Source organism: Pseudomonas fluorescens group sp., assembly GCF_020093335.1.
Taxonomy (GTDB): domain Bacteria; phylum Pseudomonadota; class Gammaproteobacteria; order Pseudomonadales; family Pseudomonadaceae; genus Aquipseudomonas; species Aquipseudomonas petroselini.
The window spans coordinates 39,140-60,995 of the sequence record NZ_JAIOKW010000015.1 but is presented as its reverse complement, the minus strand read 5'-3'; the positions used below and the strand labels follow the sequence as shown (position 1 = coordinate 60,995).

Annotated in this window: 23 protein-coding genes and 2 pseudogenes; all 25 read right to left on the bottom strand. The window is 60.6% G+C overall.

Going from position 1 to position 21,856, the window contains the following annotated elements; genetic code table 11:
* Positions 1–3 precede the first annotated feature (3 nt).
* The 25 genes and pseudogenes from fliQ to K7431_RS17160 all read right to left on the bottom strand — a co-directional run bounded on the left by fliQ (position 4) and on the right by K7431_RS17160 (position 21,600).
* Positions 4–273, bottom strand: coding sequence for a flagellar biosynthesis protein FliQ (gene fliQ, locus K7431_RS17280; protein ID WP_010208761.1), 270 nt, complete (start codon positions 271–273; stop codon positions 4–6).
* A gap of 4 nt (positions 274–277) precedes the next feature.
* Positions 278–1,021 (bottom strand): flagellar type III secretion system pore protein FliP, encoded by a 744-nt coding sequence (gene fliP / locus K7431_RS17275; RefSeq protein ID WP_015885180.1) that lies wholly within the window; start codon positions 1,019–1,021, stop codon positions 278–280.
* Positions 1,021–1,458, bottom strand: coding sequence for a flagellar biosynthetic protein FliO (gene fliO, locus K7431_RS17270; RefSeq protein ID WP_015885181.1), 438 nt, complete (start codon positions 1,456–1,458; stop codon positions 1,021–1,023). Before fliO ends, fliP begins: the two co-directional genes overlap by 1 nt.
* 1 nt (position 1,459) lies before the next feature.
* Complete coding sequence (gene fliN, locus K7431_RS17265; protein WP_015885182.1) at positions 1,460–1,927, bottom strand: flagellar motor switch protein FliN; 468 nt, start codon at positions 1,925–1,927, stop codon at positions 1,460–1,462.
* Between the two features lie 56 nt (positions 1,928–1,983).
* On the bottom strand, positions 1,984–2,952 hold the full coding sequence (gene fliM / locus K7431_RS17260; RefSeq protein ID WP_015885183.1) for a flagellar motor switch protein FliM: 969 nt from the start codon (positions 2,950–2,952) through the stop codon (positions 1,984–1,986).
* A gap of 9 nt (positions 2,953–2,961) precedes the next feature.
* Positions 2,962–3,462, bottom strand: coding sequence for a flagellar basal body-associated protein FliL (gene fliL, locus K7431_RS17255; protein WP_015885184.1), 501 nt, complete (start codon positions 3,460–3,462; stop codon positions 2,962–2,964).
* Positions 3,463–3,683: 221 nt separating this feature from the next.
* A complete protein-coding gene (locus K7431_RS17250; RefSeq protein WP_015885185.1) occupies positions 3,684–5,024 on the bottom strand; it encodes a flagellar hook-length control protein FliK in 1,341 nt (446 codons plus the stop codon).
* Between the two features lie 405 nt (positions 5,025–5,429).
* Positions 5,430–5,783: an Hpt domain-containing protein gene (locus tag K7431_RS17245; protein ID WP_015885186.1), complete on the bottom strand. Its 354-nt coding sequence runs from the start codon at positions 5,781–5,783 to the stop codon at positions 5,430–5,432.
* Positions 5,784–5,813: 30 nt separating this feature from the next.
* On the bottom strand, positions 5,814–7,532 hold the full coding sequence (locus K7431_RS17240) for an ATP-binding SpoIIE family protein phosphatase (RefSeq protein WP_043205711.1): 1,719 nt from the start codon (positions 7,530–7,532) through the stop codon (positions 5,814–5,816).
* Positions 7,529–7,834, bottom strand: a complete 306-nt coding sequence (locus K7431_RS17235; protein ID WP_015885188.1) for an STAS domain-containing protein — start codon at positions 7,832–7,834, stop codon at positions 7,529–7,531. The genes K7431_RS17240 and K7431_RS17235 overlap by 4 nt, the downstream gene beginning before the upstream one ends.
* Before the next feature lie 261 nt (positions 7,835–8,095).
* Complete coding sequence (gene fliJ / locus K7431_RS17230) at positions 8,096–8,545, bottom strand: flagellar export protein FliJ (protein WP_015885189.1); 450 nt, start codon at positions 8,543–8,545, stop codon at positions 8,096–8,098.
* 3 nt (positions 8,546–8,548) lie between these two features.
* Positions 8,549–9,907 (bottom strand): flagellar protein export ATPase FliI, encoded by a 1,359-nt coding sequence (gene fliI, locus K7431_RS17225; protein WP_015885190.1) that lies wholly within the window; start codon positions 9,905–9,907, stop codon positions 8,549–8,551.
* On the bottom strand, positions 9,897–10,661 hold the full coding sequence (gene fliH / locus K7431_RS17220) for a flagellar assembly protein FliH (RefSeq protein ID WP_015885191.1): 765 nt from the start codon (positions 10,659–10,661) through the stop codon (positions 9,897–9,899). The genes fliI and fliH overlap by 11 nt, the downstream gene beginning before the upstream one ends.
* A 10-nt stretch (positions 10,662–10,671) precedes the next feature.
* Complete coding sequence (gene fliG / locus K7431_RS17215; RefSeq protein WP_015885192.1) at positions 10,672–11,688, bottom strand: flagellar motor switch protein FliG; 1,017 nt, start codon at positions 11,686–11,688, stop codon at positions 10,672–10,674.
* Positions 11,681–13,462 (bottom strand): flagellar basal-body MS-ring/collar protein FliF, encoded by a 1,782-nt coding sequence (gene fliF / locus K7431_RS17210; RefSeq protein WP_015885193.1) that lies wholly within the window; start codon positions 13,460–13,462, stop codon positions 11,681–11,683. The genes fliG and fliF overlap by 8 nt, the downstream gene beginning before the upstream one ends.
* A 16-nt stretch (positions 13,463–13,478) precedes the next feature.
* On the bottom strand, positions 13,479–13,808 hold the full coding sequence (gene fliE, locus K7431_RS17205) for a flagellar hook-basal body complex protein FliE (RefSeq protein ID WP_015885194.1): 330 nt from the start codon (positions 13,806–13,808) through the stop codon (positions 13,479–13,481).
* Positions 13,809–13,939: 131 nt separating this feature from the next.
* Positions 13,940–15,316, bottom strand: a complete 1,377-nt coding sequence (locus K7431_RS17200) for a sigma-54-dependent transcriptional regulator (RefSeq protein WP_015885195.1) — start codon at positions 15,314–15,316, stop codon at positions 13,940–13,942.
* Positions 15,317–15,323: 7 nt separating this feature from the next.
* A complete protein-coding gene (locus K7431_RS17195) occupies positions 15,324–16,535 on the bottom strand; it encodes a sensor histidine kinase (RefSeq protein ID WP_043206315.1) in 1,212 nt (403 codons plus the stop codon).
* Between the two features lie 269 nt (positions 16,536–16,804).
* Positions 16,805–16,963 (bottom strand): annotated as a pseudogene (locus tag K7431_RS17190) (helix-turn-helix domain-containing protein); the annotation flags it as partial.
* 24 nt (positions 16,964–16,987) lie between these two features.
* Positions 16,988–17,179: pseudogene (locus tag K7431_RS17185) on the bottom strand (sigma-54-dependent Fis family transcriptional regulator); the annotation flags it as partial.
* Between the two features lie 171 nt (positions 17,180–17,350).
* On the bottom strand, positions 17,351–17,647 hold the full coding sequence (locus K7431_RS17180; protein ID WP_015885198.1) for a flagellar assembly protein FliT: 297 nt from the start codon (positions 17,645–17,647) through the stop codon (positions 17,351–17,353).
* A 41-nt stretch (positions 17,648–17,688) separates the two neighbouring features.
* On the bottom strand, positions 17,689–18,093 hold the full coding sequence (gene fliS / locus K7431_RS17175; RefSeq protein WP_015885199.1) for a flagellar export chaperone FliS: 405 nt from the start codon (positions 18,091–18,093) through the stop codon (positions 17,689–17,691).
* A gap of 140 nt (positions 18,094–18,233) precedes the next feature.
* A complete protein-coding gene (gene fliD, locus K7431_RS17170) occupies positions 18,234–19,637 on the bottom strand; it encodes a flagellar filament capping protein FliD (protein WP_015885200.1) in 1,404 nt (467 codons plus the stop codon).
* Between the two features lie 81 nt (positions 19,638–19,718).
* A complete protein-coding gene (locus K7431_RS17165; protein WP_015885201.1) occupies positions 19,719–20,069 on the bottom strand; it encodes a flagellar protein FlaG in 351 nt (116 codons plus the stop codon).
* 73 nt (positions 20,070–20,142) lie between these two features.
* Positions 20,143–21,600 (bottom strand): flagellin N-terminal helical domain-containing protein, encoded by a 1,458-nt coding sequence (locus K7431_RS17160; RefSeq protein ID WP_015885202.1) that lies wholly within the window; start codon positions 21,598–21,600, stop codon positions 20,143–20,145.
* Positions 21,601–21,856: the final 256 nt, after the last annotated feature.

The following is a 21,856-nucleotide window of genomic DNA, read 5'->3' as shown; positions in this document are numbered from 1 at the left end:
GGGTCAGCCGATCAACTGCGGAATACTGCCGTACAGCTGCAGGATGTATTCCATGAAGGTCTGCACCAGCCACGGGCCGGCGACGATCAGGGTGACCAGCATCACCAGCAGGCGCGGCAGGAAGCTCAAGGTCTGTTCGTTGATCTGGGTCGCGGCCTGGAACATCGCCACCAGCAGGCCCACCAACAGGCTCGGCACCACCAGCACCGCGACCATCACGGTGGTCAGCCACAGCGCTTCACGGAACAGGTCGACGGCGACTTCGGGAGTCATTGCGCTATACCCCGCCGAAACTACTGGCCAGGGTGCCGATAATCAGCGCCCAGCCGTCCACCAGCACAAACAGCATGATCTTGAACGGCAACGAGATGATCAGCGGCGACAGCATCATCATACCCATGGCCATCAGCACGCTCGCCACCACCAGGTCGATGATCAGGAACGGGATAAAGATCATGAAGCCGATTTGGAACGCCGTCTTCAATTCGGAGGTGACGAACGCCGGCACCAGGATGGTCAACGGCGCCTGGTCCGGGGTGGCGATGTCGGTCCGCTTGGACAGGCGCATGAACAGCTCAAGGTCGCTGGAGCGGGTCTGCGACAGCATGAAATCCTTGATCGGCCCCTGGGCCTTGTCGATGGCGTCCTGGGCGGTCATTTTTTCCGCCAGGTAGGGTTGCAGGGCTTGCTGGTTCACCTTGTCGAACACCGGCGCCATGATGAACAGCGTCAAGAACAAGGCCATGCCGGTGAGAATCTGGTTCGACGGCGTCTGCTGCAGGCCCAGGGCCTGGCGCAGGATCGAGAACACGATGATGATCCGCGTGAAGCTGGTCATCAGCATGACAAACGCCGGGATAAAGCTCAGCGCGGTCATGATCAGCAGGATCTGCAGGCTGACCGAATACTCCTGCGCCCCCGCCGCGTTGGTCCCCAGCGTAATGGCCGGGATCGACAACGGGTCGGCGCCGAACGCCAATGGCGTCGCCAGCAACAGCATGAGCGTCAATAAAACGCGCATTACTTCTTATCCTTCTGATCCTTGCCCAGCAACTCCATCAGGCGCTGGGCGAATTCTGGCGTGGCGGGCTTGGACGAGTCCACGTTCACCGGAGTCTTGAGCACGTGCAAAGGGGTGATGCGGCCGGGGGTGATGCCCAGCAGGATCTGTTCCTCACCCACTTGCACCAGCACCAGCCGATCACGCGGGCCGAGGGCGCGCGAGCCGATCAGCTCGATGACCTGGGCGTTGCCCGGGCCGACGTTCTGCACTCGACGCAGCAACCAGGCCAGCACGAAGATCAAGCCGACCACCAGCAACAGCCCGAGCACCAGCTGGGTCAATTGCCCGCCCAGGCCAGTGCCCACCGGCGCAGCGGCCGCGGCCTGAGCCACCGGTTCGGCCGCCCAGGCGTCCAATGGCAGCGCGACTAACAGTCCCACCATCAGCCGTTTCATATCAGCGCAGCTTCTTGATGCGTTCGCTCGGGCTGATCACGTCCGTCAGGCGGATGCCGAACTTTTCGTTGACCACCACCACCTCGCCATGGGCGATCAGGGTGCCGTTGACCAGCACATCCAGCGGCTCGCCGGCCAGGCGGTCAAGCTCGATCACCGACCCCTGGTTGAGTTGCAGCAGGTTGCGGATGTTGATGTCAGTGCTGCCCACTTCCATGGAGATCGACACCGGGATGTCGAGAATCACATCCAGGTTCGGGCCATCAAGGGTCACTGGGTCATTGTTCTTCGGCACGCTGCCGAATTCTTCCATCGGCAGGCGCTTGCCGGCCGGTGCAGTGGCGGCATCAGCGGCCAGCAGTGCATCGATATCGTCCTGGCCAACATCGCCGGTTTCTTCCAATGCCGCTGCCCATTCGTCAGCCAGGGCCTGGTCTTCGGCGGAAGTGATTTCTTGTTCGGTAGCCATTACATGTCCTCGGCGGAGCAAACATTCATAAATAGGGGTGCATCAACAGCGGTGGCTCAGCGACGGGTGATCGACTCCACCACCTGCAGTGCCAGGTTGCCCTTGTGGGAACCCAGCTTGACCTTGAACGACGGCACGCCATTGGCGCGCATGATCATTTCTTCCGGCAATTCGACCGGGATGATGTCCCCCGGCTGCATGTGCAAAATATCGCGCAAGCGCAACTGGCGACGTGCCACCGTGGCGCTCAGCGGCACGTCGACGTCCAACAGGTCTTCGCGCAGGGCCTTGACCCAGCGTTCGTCCTGGTCGTCGAGGTCTGACTGGAAACCGGCATCGAGCATCTCGCGCACCGGCTCGATCATCGAGTACGGCATGGTCACGTGCAGGTCGCCGCCACCGCCATCGAGTTCGATGTGGAAGGTGGACACCACAATGGCTTCGCTGGGGCCGACGATGTTGGCCATGGCCGGGTTCACTTCCGAGTTGATGTACTCGAAATTGACTTCCATGATTGCCTGCCAGGCTTCCTTCAAATCGATGAAGGCTTGCTCCAGCACCATGCGCACTACCCGCAACTCGGTGGGGGTGAATTCACGGCCTTCGATCTTGGCGTGACGGCCGTCACCGCCGAAGAAGTTGTCCACCAGCTTGAACACCAGCTTGGCGTCGAGGATGAACAGCGCGGTACCGCGCAGCGGCTTGATCTTGACCAGGTTGAGACTGGTAGGCACGTACAGCGAGTGCACGTATTCACCGAATTTCATCACCTGCACGCCACCCACCGCCACGTCCGCTGAACGGCGCAGCATGTTGAACATGCTGATACGGGTGTAGCGGGCAAAACGCTCGTTGATCATTTCCAGGGTCGGCATGCGTCCACGGACGATGCGATCCTGGCTGGTCAGGTCATAACTTTTGACACTGCCGGGTTCGGCAGCCATTTCGGTCTGTACCAGACCATCGTCGACGCCATGCAACAGTGCGTCGATTTCATCCTGGGACAGCAGGTCCTGCACGGCCATGTCGTGATCCTACTGCAATACGAAGTTAGTGAAGAGCGCCTGCTCGATCACGACTTTGCCGAGCTCTTTCTGGGCCACTTCCTGCACGCTGGCAGTGACCTTCTGGCGCAGCATTTCCTGGCCCACCGGGGTGGCGAGTGTGTCGAAGCTTTGGCCGGAGAACAGCATCACCAGGTTGTTGCGGATCACCGGCATATGCACCTTGAGGGCATCCAGGTCCGACTGGTTGCGCGCCAGCAAGGTGATGCTCACCTGCAGGTAGCGTTGACGACCGTTCTGATTGAAGTTGGCGACAAAGGCCGGGAGCATCGGCTCGAAGATTGCCGGTTGCTTGACGTTGCTGGCGGTTTCGGCAGCGGGGGCCGGTTTGCTGGCGCTGCTGTGCATGATGTACCAGGTGCCACCCACCGAAGCGCCGATGGCCAGGAGCAGGCCCAGGACTATCAACAGGATAAGCTTGAGCTTACCTTTGCCTGCGGGTGCTTTTGCTGCGTCGTCGCTCTTCGCCATGCCAATAATCCGTCACTATTCGGGGATTCATAGATCTACGGAAAGGCAAGAGCAAGTGTTATGCCAGAGTTGTCTGAAGTGGGGGACGTACGGACGCGGCAAGTCAAATTGTGGGAGGGGGCTTGCCCCCGATAGCGGTGTATCAGTCACCCATGTTTCAGTTGACAACCCCTCATCGGGAGCAAGCCCCCTCCCACATTTCATCCAGCGCAAAAATCAGATCAGGCGTAGTAGTCGACGGCGCTGGAGCCGATCACCGTCGACGTTACCGGCGCTACCGCTTCAGCCACATCAGCAGGGCTACCGCTGTCGCCGTTATCGCCACCCCGACCGCCGCTGCTGCTCACGCCACGGGTCTGGGCCTGTTGTTGTTGCTGCTCCTGGCCACGGGACTGGTCGGAGACGTTGACGTCCACCTGCCCCATTCCCTGCTGGGCAAACATCTCCCGCAGACGGCCGGACTGGCTTTCCAGCGCTTCACGCACCACCGGGTGGGCGCTCATGAAATTGACTTGGGCCTGCTGGTCGGCGGTCATGTTGACCTTGATATCCAGGCGGCCGAGCTCAGCGGGTTGCAACTGGATCTCCGCCGACTTGAGGTTGGCGCTGGACAGGTACATCACACGGTTGACGATTTCATCGGTCCAACCGCTCTGGTGCATGGCCAACGGCGCATTGGTCACCGGCGGCAAAGCGTTCGCCGTTTTCGGCGTGGCCGCTTGCGTCAACGCCGCCAGACGGTTGGCGAAGTCATCGACACGGGTGTCGCTGCTGGCGTTCTTCAAGTCTTTAAGGCCGTCTTCGATCAGCCCGCTGAACGCCTTGTCGCCGCCCTGGTCGGTGCTGTCCTTGGTCGCTTGCTGGTCGACCATATTGGCCAGGCCAGCGGCAAAGTTCTGCGCGGCGGTCGGCTGATCCTGGGTCGGTGCCGGTGCGGCCTTCGCCGAGGCCTGGCTGCTGGCCGACACATGCCCGCCCTGCTCCATCGCCAGGCGCACGGCCGGCATGGCGTCCAAGGGGTCGGCCTCCGGATCGAAGGCCGGCTTGGCCGCCTCGGTCGCGGCGACCGGCGCTGCAACCACCGGCTGAGCGTTGTCATCCTTGGCCGTGGTGACGGGCGCGGGGGTCTCAACCGGCACCGGCACGGCCACCGGGGTGACGGTGGCAATCAATGCCGGGTCGACCACCGGGTCAACCGGAGGCTGCTGCACCAGGGTCGGATCGGCCGGCGCGTCGTCATCTTTGCTGGCGCTGTCGTCGGTGTTGGCCGGCGGGCTGGCAGGCAAGGTATTGCCGCTATCGGCAACCGCTGGTGTGCTGGCGGCAGGCTTGTCGTTGCCTGATGCCGGCTTGGCGCTGGCGTCGGAAGGCTTGTCCCGCGTGGGTTTGGGCGAGTTGTCGTCGGCTTTGGCTGCGGGTTTGGCGCCTTGGCTGGCGAACACTTGAGCGAAGCCAGGGCCCTTGTCCCGTGGGTCCGCAGCCACCGCCGGTTGATTGGCGGCGGGCGCTTGAGGCTTGGCCGCGGGGGCAGCCTGCAGGAGGGAATTCGGGGCGACTGGCATAGGTAAAGGTCTCCACTGCATGGGGATCGGGGATGCAGTATCTAGAGGTAGAGCAAGAGTTGGGCCAGGTTTTGATTTTACGGGTACCTATCCGTTGTGTGGGTAACGGCTGATCGGGGTCCGCCCCAGCACTCGGCACCTCGCCTGGGCTCGATGTGCCCCAGATCACGATCATAAGCAGGCTGATATCTACCTGATGGATGGAGATCAAACGGTGGGAGGGGGCTTATTGCAGTGTGTCAGCTAATACACCTGCAACTGCCCCACTGCTATCGGGAGCAAGCCCCCTCCCACATTTAACCGAGATCGACAGTAAGAACCCGGCAGGACGACGGGTTAGCCGCTGTAAGCGCGGCCCCCCTAAGTGGCCGTTACCGCAGCAACGGATATGTACACAACCTCAACTCAAATCTGAAAGCGCTGCCGCTCCGTCTCATACAACGGCTTCACCAACGCAAACTCCCGATCAATCTGGTCCACCAACTCCCCCAAATCACTAATCCCAGCCCCAGCCCCAACCGACTCAACCTCCAGCCGCTGGCACAACTGCGCCAACCGCACCGCGCCAAGGTTCCCACTGCTCCCCTTGAAACTATGTGCAATCCGCCCCAACGCCTTGGCATCATCCCTGGCCTTACGCAACGCTTCGACGCGTTTCTGGGAGTCATCAAGAAAGGTATCGAGCAACTTGGGATACTCACCCTCCATGACTTCCTGCAAACCCGACAACACATCAGGGTCCAGATGTAGATCAACCACTTGCTCGCTCCTTGATCAAGAATCGACGGATTATGCCAGAGCCTCCCAGGAAAACTCCACGCAGACACTGCGCCCGCCATCGGACCAGCGTACAGCGCTGCTCAACTGACGCACCAGGCTCAAGCCCCGGCCAGACAGACGGTCGATATCCAGCGGCCGCGCCAGCACCTGTTCCACGTCGAAACCAAGCCCGCTGTCTTCGACACGCAGGGTCATCGTGCCGCCCGTCTCGGTCGGCACCACCTGCACATGCACGCGTATATGGCCGCTATCAAGCTGCGCCAGGCGGTCATTGCGCTGGCGGTAATACTCGGCAAACCCGTCGGCATCGCGCTTGAGCCGCGAATCCAGGCCCAGTACCCCATGCTCCAGGGCATTGGAGTACAACTCGGCCATCACGCTGTAGAGCGCCCCGCTCTGCTCGCGCAGGCCGTGGATCTCCAGCAGCAGTTGCAGCAGGTACGGCAATGGGTTGTAACGTTTTAAGGTCTCGGCGCGGAATTCAAAACTCACCGACCAATCCAGCGGGCACGACTGCCCGCTGTCGGCATACAACGGCCCGCTGGCACGCAGTGGCGGCCCGGCTTGCAGGGTGATTTCCACCATGCTCACGTCATCCCGCGCCTCACCTCGAAACGCCGCCAGGGCCTGTTCGATCGCTTCAAATAAACGATCAGGCTCGCGATTGGCGGCGAACACCTGCTGCAAGCGTTCGGCGCCGAACAGTTGGTCATTGGCGTCGGCGGTATCCAGTACCCCATCGGACAACAGGAACACCCGGTCGCCCAGGGCCATGGGCCAGACTTCGGTGCGGTCATCAAAGGTTTCGGCCGACAGCACCCCCAACGGCAGATGCCGCGACGCCAGCGGCGTACGCTTGCCGGTCGCGACTTCATGCACATACCCGTCAGGCATGCCGCCGTTCCACACTTCCACCACCCGCCGCTGCGTGCTCAGGCACAACAGGGTGGCGCAGCAGAACATGTCCACCGGCAGGATGCGCTTGAGCTTGGCGTTCATCTCGCGCAGGGTCTGCGCCAAGCCGTAGCCCTTGGCGGTCATGCCATAGAACACCTCCGCCAGGGGCATGGCGCCCACCGCCGCCGGCAAGCCGTGGCCGGTGAAGTCGCCGAGCAGCACGTGCATATCGCCGGACGGCGTGTAGGCGGCCAGCAGCAGGTCGCCGTTGAACAGCGCGTAGGGCGACTGCAGGTAGCGGATATTCGGCGCGGCATTGATACAACCGGAGTGCGCGACCTTATCGAACACCGCCTTGGCCACCCGCTGCTCATGCAGAAGGTAGTCGTGATGCTTGGCGATCAGGTCGCGCTGCTGCAAGACCGTGGCCTGCAGGCGGCGCAAACGGTCCATGGCGTTGATCTTCGCTGCCAGGATCAGCGGGTTGTAAGGCTTGGGCAGGAAGTCATCACCCCCCGCATCCAGGCACTGCGCCAGCGCCTCGCTCTGGCGCAGTGACGTGAGGAAAATGATCGGCACCAGCGCCTCCCCCGCCAGCTGCTTGATCTGCCGCGCAGCTTCAAAGCCGTCCATCACCGGCATCAGCGCATCCATCAACACCAACTGCGGGCGCTCACGGGTAAACACCTCGACCGCTTCAGCACCGTTGGTGGCGGTGAGCACCTGGTGGCCCTGGCGCCGGATAATGGTCGACAGCAACAGCAAATCGGCGGCACTGTCTTCAGCGATCAATACACTCAGCGCTTGCGCAACCGGGGCCAGGACGCTCAAGTGAGGTCGAACAATTTGTCGAAGTTGGAAATGGCGAGGATCTTGCGCACGTCGGAGTTGCTGTTGACGACCTGAACCTCGGCCTCATCGCCGCCGGCATGGTCACGTAACAGCAGGAGCATGCCCAGCGCAGAGCTGTCCATATACGTGGTCTCCTTCAAGTCCACCACGTAGATCTCGGGCACCTTGTAAAACCGCTCGTAGGCGTCACGAAAGGCTTGATGGCTACCGAAATCAAACCGCCCTTTGACTGAAATCGTCAACTTCTTCCCATCCAGGGATACATCTGACTCGACTGACATGCGACTGCTTCCTTGTCATTGGCAATGACACAAGGTTTAGCAGGTGAACCGGCTATGGGCAACACAACACATCAAATGTGTGTGGGCTATGCACTATTTGTAGTGAGCGGGCTTGCCCCGCGCTGGGGGCGAAGCCTCCCCCAAAAAGGCCATAGGGTTATTCAGGTAAAACGCGGTGTCAGGTTTTAGGGCCGCTTCGCAGCCCAGCGCGGGGCAAGCCCGCTCACTACACGCGTGTGTCATCGCAGGTAAGCCCGCGCCTTAATACTGTTCTTGGCGTGGAAGGCGCTGAGAGAGTTCGTCGAGCAGCTTTTGCTCGCGTTTGTCTTCAAGTGCCCGCGCTTCGTCGATATAGCGCTGCACCAGCTTGCGCAGGCCTTCGACCCGGGCAAACGCCGCTTGCCAGCTCTCGCGCGCTTTATCGAGGTTGTTCTGGTGCCACGCCAGGCTCTGGCGCTGCTGGCCGACGGCCGTTTCCAATTGGTTGAGAAAGCCCTGGTAACCCATCAACCACTGGCCCGACACGCCTTTGGCGCCGCGTTCGATCCATTGTTGCTGGTATTCACCGCGAAAACGCTCCAGGTCGCCGAGTTTACTTTCCGCCAGGCGCACCTGGCCCTGGAAATAACCCAGGCGCTGAACGGCGGTTTTCTCGGCCTTTTCGGCCATGTCCACCACCGGAGCCAGGCGTGCGGCGCGGCTGTTGGCCATGGCTTAGCCGCCCGGCGCGGGGGCGAAGATCGACTGCAGGTGCGCTTCGCTTTCGCCCATGCTGATCTTGTCGTTGAGGCCTTGGCGCAAGTAGGTCACCAGTTGCGGTTGCAGGGCGATGGCCAGGTCGGTGTCGCGATCACCGCCGGCCACGTAGGCGCCGACACTGATCAAGTCGCGGCTTTGTTGGTAGCGCGACCACAGTTGCTTGAAGTGTTGCGCGCGGGCCATGTGTTCCGGGGTGACCACCGCCGGCATCACCCGGCTGATGGACGCTTCGATATCGATGGCCGGGTAGTGCCCTTCTTCGGCCAGACGCCGCGACAGCACAATGTGGCCGTCGAGCACGCCCCGCGCCGAGTCGGCAATCGGGTCCTGCTGGTCATCGCCTTCGGACAGCACCGTATAGAACGCGGTGATCGAGCCACCGCCCGCCTCGGCATTACCGGCGCGTTCCACCAGTTTGGGCAACTTGGCGAACACCGACGGCGGGTAACCCTTGGTCGCAGGCGGTTCGCCAATGGCCAGGGCGATTTCCCGCTGGGCCTGGGCAAAACGCGTGAGCGAGTCCATCAGCAACAGGACGTTCTTGCCCTTGTCGCGAAAATACTCAGCGATGCGCGTGCAGTACATCGCGGCGCGCAAACGCATCAGCGGCGCATCGTCCGCCGGCGAGGCGACCACGACGGAGCGCTTGAGGCCTTCTTCGCCGAGGCTGTGCTCGATGAATTCCTTCACCTCACGGCCCCGCTCACCGATCAGGCCCACCACAATGATGTCGGCCTCGGTAAAGCGCGTCATCATGCCCAGCAACACCGACTTACCCACGCCGGTACCGGCGAACAGGCCCAGACGCTGGCCGCGACCGACCGTCAATAATCCGTTGATGCTGCGAATGCCCACGTCCAGCGGCACGCTGATGGGGTTACGGTTGAGCGGGTTGATGGTGGGGCCGTCCATCGGCACCCAATCTTCGGCCTTCATGCCGCCCTTGCCATCCAGCGCGCGACCGGCGCCGTCCAGTACGCGGCCGAGCATGCTCATGCCCATCGGCAGGCGGCCGGTGTCGGCCAATGGCACCACGCGGGCGCCAGGGGCAATGCCCGCCAGGCTGCCGACGGGCATCAGGAAAATCTTGTTGCCGGAAAAACCCATCACTTCGGCTTCGACTTGCACCGGGTGGTAGCTGTCGTCGTTGATGACCATGCAGCGGCTGCCCATGGCGGCGCGCAGGCCTTCGGCTTCGAGGGTCAGGCCGACCATGCGCAACAGGCGCCCTTCGAGGATCGGCTGGCCGGGCAACGATGTGGCTTCGGCGTAACCGCTCAAGCGCTTGGCGAAGCTGGTGCGATCAAGGCGCATCGGGGGCGTCCAGGTCCACGCTCAGGTCAGGCTCGGCGGGGTTCAGAACCTGCTCATGCACCTGGTCCAGCAGCTTGGCCATGATCTGGCTGATGCGGGTTTCCACCGTCGCATCGATGCGACTGTGTTCGGTCTCGACGCGACAACCGCCGGGCTGCAACGCGGCGTCTTCGACGATGCGCCAGGTTTCCTCGTGGCGCTCGCGCAGGGCTTTGACCTGTTCGAAATCCTGCGGGTTGATGTACAACCGCACATTGCCGACGCCCAGGGGCAGCAGCTTGAGGGCTTCGCGCATCACGCTTTCGATATGGCTGGAGTCCAGCACCAGCTCGCGCTGGATCACTTGGCGAGCGATGTGCTCGACCAGGCCGACCATGGCTTTTTCGATCTGCGAATCCTGCTCGGCAATGGGGTCGAACAGCACCCCCATCAAGCGCTCCAGGCTGGCCAGCTTGACGCTCAGCGCCGCCTCGGCTTCCTGGCGCACTTTGAGGGTGGTGCTGCGAAAACCATCTTTTTCACCGGCGGCGAAGCCTTCGTTGTAGGCCTCCTGGCGGATGCTTTCCAACTCTTCCAGGGTCAGCGGCTGGACTTCATCCAGCGGCACTTCTTCCATTTCCACCGGCGGCTCTTCAACCGGTTCCGGCTCGGGCTCGGGCACATGCGGATCGAAGCTGGGCAACGACCAGATGTCGAACCCGCCGACATCCCGCGCGCGAATCAGATCGCTGGGAGCCTCATCTTTGTTCGACATGGAAAGCGCCTTAAATCATTTCTTCGCCGCCCTTCCCGCCGAGAACGATTTCTCCGGCTTCGGCCATACGGCGGGCAATGGTGAGGATCTCTTTCTGCGCGGTTTCGACGTCGCTGACGCGCACCGGCCCTTTGGCTTCCAGGTCGTCGCGCAACAGTTCCGAGGCACGCTTGGACATGTTCTTGAAGATCTTTTCCTTGACGCCTTCGTCGGAGCCCTTGAGCGCCAGCACCAGCACGTCGGAGGACACTTCGCGCAGCAACGCCTGGATGCCACGGTCGTCGACATCGGAGAGGTTGTTGAACACGAACATGAGGTCTTCGATCTGGCCGGACAGGGTGTCGTCGATCTCGCGGATCGAGTCCATCAACTGGCCTTCGACCGAGCTGTCGAGGAAGTTCATGATATCGGCCGCGCGCTTGATGCCACCCAAGGTGGTACGCGAAGCATTCGAGTTGCCGGAGAACTGCTTCTCCAGAATCGTGTTGAGCTCTTTGAGGGCCGCCGGCTGCACAGTGTTCAGCGACGACACGCGCAAGATGATGTCCAGGCGCACTTTATGGTCGAAGTGGCCCAGCACTTCACCGGCCTGGTCCGGGTCGAGGTAGGCCACCACGATCGCCTGGATCTGCGGGTGCTCGTAGCGGATCACGTCGGCAACGGCGCGCGGCTCCATCCATTTCAGGCTGTCGAGGCCGCTGGTGTTGCCACCGAGCAGGATACGGTCGATCAGGCCGTTGGCTTTGTCTTCGCCCAGGGCCGAGGTGAGCATCTTGCGGATGTAGCTGTCGGAGCCGACGCCCAGGCTGGTCTGGTCGCCGACGATCTCGACGAACTCGCTCATCACCTGTTCGACTTGCTCACGGTGCACATTGCGCATTTGCGCCATGGCCACGCCCACCCGCTGAACTTCTTTGGGGCCCATGTGGCGCAGCACTTGGGCGGCGTCGGTTTCACCGAGGGACAGCAGCAGGACTGCGGCTTTGTCGACCTTGGTAAGCTTGGCAACAGCGGCTCGATCACTCATCTGCGTTAATCCACTCTTTCACGACCTGGGCCACACGACCCGGGTCTTCTGCCACCAGACTTTTGATTGCGTTCAACTGCGCGTCGTAGCCTTCGCTCGGGCTCGGCAACAGGATGCTTTGCGGGCCGCCGAGGCTGACGCGGTCGTTGGCCAGTTCGCCATCCAGGCCGCCCATGCCACCCAACTCGACATCGCTGCCACCGAAGGCCGCCAGTTGTTTCTTGCCGTTGCCGGTGATGTTGTTGAGCACTGGGCGCAGCACGCCGAACACCAGTACCAGGATGAACAACACACCCAACACTTGCTTGACGATGTCCCAGAACCACGGCTGCGAGTAGAACGCCGGCTCAGCGATCACTTCGCCACGCTCGGCGGAGAACGGCATGTTGATCACGCTGACACTGTCGCCACGGCTGGCATCGAAACCGACGGCGTCCTGCACCAATCGAGTGAAGCGCGCCAATTCATCGGCGCTCCACGGGGCACGGGTAACGGCGCCATCTGCCGCATTGACCTTGACTTGGTCATCGACCACCACCGACACCGACAGGCGATTGACGCGGCCTTGTTGCTGCTTGGTGTGGCTAATGGAGCGGTCCAGCTCAAAGTTTTTGGTGGACTGGTTACGTTTGTCCGCCGGGTACGGTGCGAGCATCGGCTGGCCAGTGGCCGGGTCCATGATCTGCTGGCCGTTGGCGTCCAACAGCGGTTGGCCTGGCTGGATCGCGCCAGCGGTAGCGGCAGCGCCACCGGTGGTTTGCGGGGCCGAGGCCGGCGCTGGTGGCTGGTTGCTCAGGGCACCCGGTACGCCTTGCGGCGGGCCGTTGGCGGCGGTGCGTTGTTCGCTGGTGGATTGCTCGCTGCGCAGCGCCGGCTGGTCCGGGTTGAATTGCTCGGAGGTCGACTCGACGGCGCTGAAGTCCACGTCGGCGGACACTTCAGCCTTGTAGCGGTCGTTGCCCAGCACCGGTTGCAGGATGTTATGCACACGCTGGGTGAGCATGCTTTCTACACGGCGGCTGTAGTCGAACTGCTTACCGGCCTGGGTCAGCGCGGAGTTTTCGCCCTGGTCGGACAGCAGGTTGCCCTTTTGGTCGACGACGGTGATCTGCGACTTGCTCAACTCAGGAACGCTGGTGGCCACCAGGTTGACGATCGCCAGTACCTGGCCCGGCTCCAGGGAGCGGCCGGAGAACAGTTCGACCAATACCGAGGCGCTCGGCTTGCGCTCATCGCGCACAAACACTGAGCTTTTCGGAATGGCCAGGTGCACGCGGGCACCCTTGACGTTGTTCAGGCTGGAGATGGTGCGCGCCAGTTCGCCTTCCAGGCCACGACGGTAGCGAGTGGCTTCCATGAACTGGCTGGTACCCAGGCCCTGGTCCTTGTCGAGGATTTCAAACCCGATGTTGCTGTCGGACGGGGTCACGCCGGCTGCCGCAAGCTTCATGCGTGCACGGGCTACATCGTCGGCCTTGACCAGCAGGGCCCCGGAGTTGGGCTCCACGGTGTAGGCGATATCGGCGGCGGCCAGGGTTTCCATGATCTGCTTGGAATCCATGCCCGCCAGGCTGCCATACAGCGGCCGGTAATCGGGTTGCTGCGACCACAACACCACGGCAAAACCAATCGCCACGCTGGCAGCCAGGCCGACCATCAGGCCCACCTGACGCAACATGGTCATTTCGGAGAGGTTTTCCAGGAACGACAGGCCAAACAGCGGCGGCTTGCCGTCTGCCTTGGCGGGTGCGTTGTCCACGACTGCTTCTGCCATGACTTAAATCTCGTCCTTAAACCGGCATCTGCATGATGTCTTGATAGGCCTGAACCAGCTTGTTACGCACCTGGGTCAACGCCTGGAACGAAACACTGGCCTTTTGCGAGGCAACCATCACATCGGTAAGGTCCACGCCGCTTTTGCCGATCTCGAAGGCATTGGCCAACTGGCTGGAGGCTTGCTGGGTGTCACTGACTTTGTTGATGGCCTGGCCGAGCATGTCGGCGAAGCTGCTTTGGCCCAATTCCGGCGCTGGCGCGACAGATTTCGGTTGAGCCATGGCATCCATTTGCATGGAGCGCATATCCAACATCAACCGATTGAACTCAATACCCTGGCTCATGAACTTCTCTCTCCGACAACCCGCATGTTTTTTGACGCTACGCCGCAATTACTAGGGAAGTAGCAACAAGGGTGCCAGCTCTGGATCAACTCGTAAGAAAAGGCGACAAAGGTTGTCGACCTTGTTACCAGTTATGTGGCGAAAAGATACGCTTCCACATCCATTCCGGCGTCGCGCATCTGTGCCAGCTTGTAGCGCAAAGTCCGTGGGCTGATGCCCAGGCGCTCGGCGGCCTCTTTGCGGCGACCGCGCTCGGATCGCAGGGTGTCGATGATCATCTGGAATTCGCGCCGACGCAGGTCGTCACCCAGCGCACCCGCGGTTTCGGTTTCCGCGACGATTGGCGCGGGCGCCAGGGTGGGCAGCGGCGCGGCGCCGCTGCCCATGGCCAGGCAGAAATCCTGGGGCTGGATCAGGCCGCCCTGTTGCAGGATCAGCGCGCGCTGGATGGCGTTGTCCAACTCCCGCACGTTGCCCGGCCACGGATAACTGATCAGGCAAGCCTGGGCCTCAGCCGACAGGCGTGCCTGGGCATGCTTCATTTTTTTGACGTGGTTGTTCAGCAGGCGCTCGGCCAGCGGAATGATATCCGCCGGGCGCTCGCGCAACGGGCGCCAGGCCAGCGGGAACACCGACAGGCGGTAGAACAAATCCTCACGGAAGCGCCCTGCCGCCACTTCACCCGCCAGGTCGCGGTTGGTGGTGGCAACCACGCGGATATCCAACTGGATCGGCTTGCGCGCGCCGACGCGCTCCACTTCACGCTCCTGCAGCACCCGCAGCAACTTGGCTTGCAGGCCCAGGGGCATTTCCGAGATTTCATCGAGCAGAATGGTGCCACCGTCCGCCTGTTCAAACTTGCCCGCCTGGGCCGCGATGGCGCCGGTGAACGAGCCTTTTTCGTGGCCGAACAGCGTGGCTTCGAGCATGTTGTCGGGGATCGCCGCGCAGTTGATGGCGATAAACGGCTGCTTGGCGCGGGTCGACTGCTGATGGATGTAACGCGCCAGCACTTCCTTGCCGGTGCCGGACTCGCCGGAAATCAACACGGTGGAATCACTGCGCGCCACGCGGGCCGCCAGCTCCAGCAATTGTGCACTGGCAGGCTCGAAGGCAATCGGGCCCTCGCCGTCACTGGCCGGGATCACGCCCAAGGCATGCCGTGCGACCAGCTCAATCAACGCTTTAGGTTCGAATGGCTTGACCAGGTAATCCGCCGCGCCCTGACGCATTGCATCCACCGCGCGCTCGACAGCGCCGTGGGCGGTCATCAGCAACACCGGCAGCTGCGGTTGACGCGCGCGCAGCAGGCTGAGCAGTTGATGGCCGTCCATGCCGGGCATGTTTACATCGCTGACCACCAGGCTGAAGGACTCCTGCTCCACCGCCTCCAAGGCGTCCTCGGCAGAACCGACCGCCCGGTAATCGTGGCCCGCCAACAGCAGCGTGTCAGCCAATGCTTCACGCAGGGCGCGATCGTCTTCCACCAATAGAACCTTGATAGCCATAACCTTTTTACTCCGCGCTTGCCGCGCATGAAAACAGCGGCAAGGTCATCAATGCACAAGTGCCACGCCCAACCCGGGAATGCAGCTGCAATTCTCCCTGATGCGCACGTGCCACGGCCTTGACCACGGTCAGGCCGAGGCCGGTACCGTTGGTCTTGGTGGTGAAAAAAGGTTCGCCCAAACGCTGCAGCACGGCGGGCTCGATACCGCTGCCGCTGTCGCTGATGCACAGGCGCAGGTTTTGCTCGCGGTTGTACAGGTGCACCTTGAGCCGCGCGTCGGGGCCGCTGGCCTGGGTGGCGTTCTCGATGAGGTTGAGCAGCGAACCGACCAGCGTGTCGCGGTTGCACAGCAGCTCGCCGAGGTGGCTGTCGCACTGCCAACGCACGTGCACGTCCTGGATATGGGTAGCGGCCGCCGCTTGCAGGGCCTGCATCAACTCGGCCGGCGTGATGCGGTCGGTCAGCGGCAATTCGCCGCGGGCAAACACCAGCATGTCGCGCACTTGGTGCTCCAACTCATGCAGGCGTTCCTTGAGGCGGCCGGCAAAACGTTGGTGGGTGGCGACGGGCAATTGTTCATCAGTCAAATGACTGGCGTAGATCAACGCGGCCGACAGCGGTGTGCGGATCTGATGCGCCAGAGAAGCGACCATGCGTCCCAACGACGACAACCGCTCGTGGCGCGCCAGTTGGTCTTGCAGGTGCCGGGTTTCAGTCAGGTCGTTGAGCAGCACCAATTGGCCCGGCTCCGCGTCCAGGGAACGCGTGGCGATGGACAGGCGGCGCCCGTCCTTGAGGGAGATTTCGTGGCCGTCGTCTTCACGCGGCGCAAAGCAGCGGGTGATGACGTGGCGCCACAGCTCACCTTCGAGCGGCAGCCCGAGCATGTCGCAGGCGGCCGGGTTGGCTTCGCGTACGCGGCCTTCCTCGTCGATGACGATCACGCCACCGGGCAACAGCGACAGCAGGTTTTGCAGACGGTTGGCCAAGCGCTCTTTCTCGGCCAGCTCTTCCATGCGCTGGGCACTGACCACCGCCAACTCGCCCTTGAGCTCGGAAACCCGGGCTTCGAGCAGGCTGTAGGAATCGGTCAGTTGGCTCGACATCTGGTTGAACTGCGAGAACGCCTGTTCAAGACCCTGCCGGGTCGGCGGCTCTACAGGCGGGACCAGCCCCTGGATGGCAGGGGCCGTAGATAGTTGGGCGGCGTGGGGCATCATGCTCTCTCGCTTGGCTGACCGTCAGTTAAACGGAACGTTGCGAGGGCTGTAGCAATACTTGTGCCGAAAAAAAACCAAGGTGCCCGGCCTCGCCAATACAGTTTCGTTTTGACGAGTGGCTGTTGCCGTCAGACAAGGCGCAGCGACGACTCATAGCTGGCTATGGGGAGGAGCTGCAACGCAGTATGACGGCAACAGACGCCGTCAAAAACGGAACAGTATTGGCGAGGCCGGACACCCAAAATCAGCGGCTTGAAAAACAGGCGTCAATCATCCGCCTGTTCATCACCTTCTTTGCGGCTCATACCGTACTTGCGCATCTTCTCCACCAGCGTGGTTCGACGGATACGCAGGCGCTCGGCGGCGCGGGCGACGATGCCGTTGGCGTCGTCCAGGGCCTGTTGGATCAGGCCTTGTTCCACAGCATGCGGATCCGTTGACGGAACAGCGCCAGGAGCGTTTACCGTCCCGATCAGCACGCATATGACTTCACGGCTCGACGACAATGAGCTGACCACCTGCTGCCAATCATGGCTGCCGCAGGGCAAATTTTCTTCACCGAGAAAATTTAAAATCACCGCCAAGTCGCGGCGGCGGACGCTATCGTCATCGATCAGCAGAATTTTGGTTTCACGCCACATGCAATAGCAACTTCCCTAGTAAAACTTCCTGCCCCGAGATTGAGGGCAATCGAGGCGCCTGTAAGACTTCTTACCTTACTAGACGTCTGAAATCTGAAAACAGCACTAGTTAAGTCAAAAAAGCTGGCACGGTCAAATTTATGACGCACCGGTAGGATTAACTGCGACTGTTCAGCCGAACAGATGGTAAACCTTTGACGCGTTTTTCGCTTGGTTGATCTGCGACATCTCTTCGAAAATCGCCTGGCGCTCGCCAGTCGTCACCTCAAGTAGTTGCTGGTATACCGCCAGCAAGCTTTCAAGCTTCTCCCGCAACGCATCCTCATCTACCGGTGCTTCGCTGAGTACTTCGTCGATCACGTGACGGCAGCCCAGGTCCAGTTCGCCGATGGCGTCCCAGTTGCGGTCCGCCAGCGCGCCCATCAGCGCCTCGCGGGTTTCATCAATGCGTTGCAGTGCTTGGCTCATGATGTGTTCCTCAAGGCCCTCAGGCCTTTCTCTGCTGCGCCTTACTCGGTTACAGCCTGTGGCGCCGCGATAGCGTCCCAGCCTTCTTTTACGGTGATCAGCAAACGCGCCACTTCGTCGATCATTTCGGCGTCGTTATGCACGTTCGCTTCCATCAGTCGGTTGGTCATATATGCATACAAACTTTCCAACTGCTGGACGTAAGCCGGGTTATCACTCTTTGCTGCATCCAAGCCGTCACGCAGGCCGATCACGATATCAATCGCCTTGCCGAGCATCAGGCCCTTGGCCGCGATGTCGCCACGCGCCAGCGCACCCTTGGCTTGGGCCATGCGATCAAGGCCGCCTTCCATCAGCATCTGCACCAAGCGATGTGGGCTGGCTTCGGAGATCTGAGCATGGGAATTGACCTTCTGGTATTGGCGAAGGGCTCTCATGGGATTCATGTTTCTACCTCGTGACAGGCGACAGCGAAAAGGATTTCAGTAACCAATATGTCGACTGGCTCGCAAAAAGCTTTAGCGCGAGTCGTCTCCAGATGAAAAAAAAGGCCAGACAACCGTCTGGCCTTTTTTCGTGGCCGCAATCAAGTATTGGTTTTAGGGTTGTTCAAGGCATTGAGCGTGGTCATGACACTGGTGCTTTGCTGACGCAATTGAGCGACCAGGGTGTCCATGGCGTTGTATTTGTCGGAGAGGCTCTTGGTCAGCAGGTCCATGCGTTCGTTCAAGGTATCCTGCTGTTTAGACAGGTCTTTCAGACTGTCGGACAGTGAGGTTGAACGCGTGGCTAGAACGCCCGTGGACGCCTTGGCAAAGTCGTCCGTGGCGCTTTTCATGCGCGCCAGCATGCCGTTTTTACCGGTGAACATACTATTGATGTCAGCCGCATTGGTTTTAGCCGCCGCATCCCACTTTTTGTCATCCATTGTCAGCAGCCCAGTCGTGGAACTGGTGCTCACGCCAAACTGAGCCAACGACTTGAAGGTGCCGGTTCCGGAAATGGTATTGAACTCATTCCGGATTGAAGCCTGCAGCGACCGCATGGTCGAATCGCCCGTGAGCGCTGCCGCAGTGGTGCTACCGTCCAGGTTCTTGGTGATCTTGGTTTCAGCGTTCATGGCCGTGATCAAGGCGTTGTAACTATCGATGAAGCCTTTGACCCCGGACTTCAAGGCGGTGTTATTGGTACTTACAGTGATGAGGGTCGCAGTTCGCTCAGCTGTATCGCTCGTATCGCCAACCGTTTTGGTCGCTGAAACCGACAGCAACTTGATATTCACGCCACTGAGTGCGCCTTCGATATTGTTGGTCTTGGAAACGGACGCAACGCCATCGATGCTGTACTGCGCGTCCTTAGGATGATCGACCACTGTCGAGCCTACGTCCAGCCCGGAATTACCCGACAGCGTCAGGTCCGAGCCCGTGCCCATGGTGGTGGAGGTCAGGATCAACCGCGAACCATTGGAGTCGGTCTGGATGTTGGCACTCAAACCAGAGGTGCCGAACTGGGTATTGATCGAATCGCGCACTTGCTGCAAGGTCGCGCCGGCCGGAATATTGACGTCGTAGTTCTTGCCCGACTGACTGATTGTCAAGGTCGTCGGCTTGTCCGTGGCGTTTACCACAGTAGACGTGCCGCCGGCGAAGTTCTTAGTCGACAGCTTGGACGCTTGGGCCAATTGGCTGACAATCAAGCGGAAGCTACCGTTCGACGCGGTGTTACTGGCCGTCATGGTGGCGACCTTTTCATCCGAGGATGAGCCGGTCAAGCCCGTGAAGCTGGAGCTGGCAGTCATATTGTCCAGGGCGCCGCGAAAAGCATCCAGTGCCGCCTGAATCTTACCTATCGAAGACAGCGTGGTGGTCGCCTTCTGGGACGCGGTATTGATCTGCGTCTGCTTGGGCACCTTCTCGGCGTCCACCAAGGACTTCACGATCGCTTGCGTATCGATATTCGAACCGATACCACTTACCGTTGAACCCGCCATCTTCGTTTCTCCTGTTCGGTGGCTGCCGTTATCTTGACTGACGAAGCCTCAAGACATGACAGCAACAATTTTCATGCCAGCTCAGACCTTGTCGTCAAACAACAGGTGGCTTGCGCTGGAAAGGTTCTGTGCCAGCTTCAGTGCCGTTTCCGACGGAATCTGGCGAATCACTTCACCGCTGTCGGTGGCGATAACCTTGACCACCACGCGATGGGTGGAGTCATCAATGGAAAAGTCCAGCTTACGCTCGGACGCTTGTACAAATTCGCGAATATCGGTGACTGCTTTTTCCAGGTCCGCACGCTCAGGCTCTTTGCCTGTAGCCGGGGTTTCCTGGACTTTAGTGACGCTCTTATCGGCGGACACCTGCACAGGTGCGCCTTGAGGGGCAACCGGCGGATAAGACTGGTTCAGCTTTACACTCATGTCCATGTCCAATCTCCTCTAAACCGAAAAAACGGAAGGGCACTCAGCGCGCCCTTCCGTTAGTGACCAAGCGCTGGAGTTACTGAAGCAGCTTCAGTACAGCGGATGGCAGCTGGTTAGCCTGCGACAGGATCGCGGTGGAAGCCGATTGCAGGGTTTGTTGCTTGGTCAGCTCGGCGGTTTCGGAAGCGAAGTCGACGTCCTGAACGGTGGAACGTGCAGCGGTGGAGTTCTTCTGAATGTTCTGCAGGTTGTCTGCAGTGGTAGTCAGACGGTTCTGGGTAGCACCCAGGCCCGAACGAACGCCGTCGATGGTGCCGATGGCTTTGTCGAGTACAGCAATGGCGTTTTGCGCGTTGTTGGCGTCAGTTACGTCGGTTTGGGCAACAGACGTCTTCTTGGAAGAGATCTGAGCTGCGCCAAACAGGTCGGTTACCGAAGTACCGGTAGCGCCGTTGGCCAAGGAGTAGCCTTTAGCCGAATCCAGCGAGATCTGGCCAGTTGCAACAATCACGCCTGCAGCAGCAGCGGCAAGAGGAGTAGCAGCAGCAGCGTATGCGCCGGAACCGTCTTTGACCTTGATACCAACGGCGTCAGCGCCAACAGCGTCGCTGGTGAAGCTCAGGTTTTCGCCGGAGTCGGATTTGACTTGCAGAGTGCCTTTAGCTTCGTCGTAGTTAACGCTGATGCCCAGTTTGGCAGCGTTAGACTTCAACTGGTCAGCCAGGTCAGCAGTGCTGGTTACACCAACGAACTTAACGGTGGCGGAACCGACGCCGATGCTGAAGTTAGCCGGAACACCGGTAGCACCCTTGGTCTTGGTCTCGTCTACCGAGAATTCAACTTCGGTGCTGGCAGTAGCGCTCAGGCCACCGACGGCGCCATTCAGGCTTGCAGCGATGGTCTTGGCCGAGTCGCCGGCGTTAACTGCAACTGTCGAAGACTGACCGTTACCGGTGATGGCGATGGAGCCAGCAGCCAGGCCAGTAGCGCTAGGGGTAACCGCTACGCTCTTGATTTGCTGCGAACCAATATTGTTGGCTGCAACGTTTTCCAGGCTCAGGTTGATGGTTTCGTTAGCGTTGGCGCCAACCTGGATTGCTTTGGTACCGTACGAACCGTCCAGCAGCTTCTGGCCACCGAAAGTAGTGGTTTGCGAGATACGGGTCAGTTCCGAAGTCAGAGCCTGGTATTCGTCGTTGTTCGACTTACGGTCGTCAGGGCTGAGCGAGCCAGTAGCGGAAGACAGAGCCAGGGTACGCATTTTTTGCAGGATGTCGGTCGAAGCCTGCATCGCGCCTTCAGCGGTCTGAGCGATCGAGATACCGTCGTTCACGTTTTTGACTGCTTGGCCCAGGCCGTTGATTTGGCTGGTCAGGCGGTTAGCGATCTGCAGGCCGGCAGCGTCGTCTTTAGCGCTGTTGATACGCAGGCCGGAAGACAGGCGCTGCATAGAAGTGGCCAGGGCGCCGCCAGCTTTGTTCAGGTTGCTCTGAGTAGTGATCGAAGCAATGTTGGTGTTTACTGTTAAAGCCATGACGAAATCCTCGTTGGATGGATACTGCGGCTTCCGGCCCTGGCAACCGCCGGGTGTGGCCTGAGAACCTACGTAATAGTTATCGTCGTGGTAGCCGGTTGCTTGAGGATTTTTTTGAAAATATTTACTGGCGTCGTGCCACCCCTTGTAATTCAAGGGTTTACGCAGGCTCGAAACCCCGATTTCATTGGGTTTTCTGGCGCCAAATAAAAAACGCCGATGATCTTTCGATCATCGGCGTTTTTTTATTGAAGCG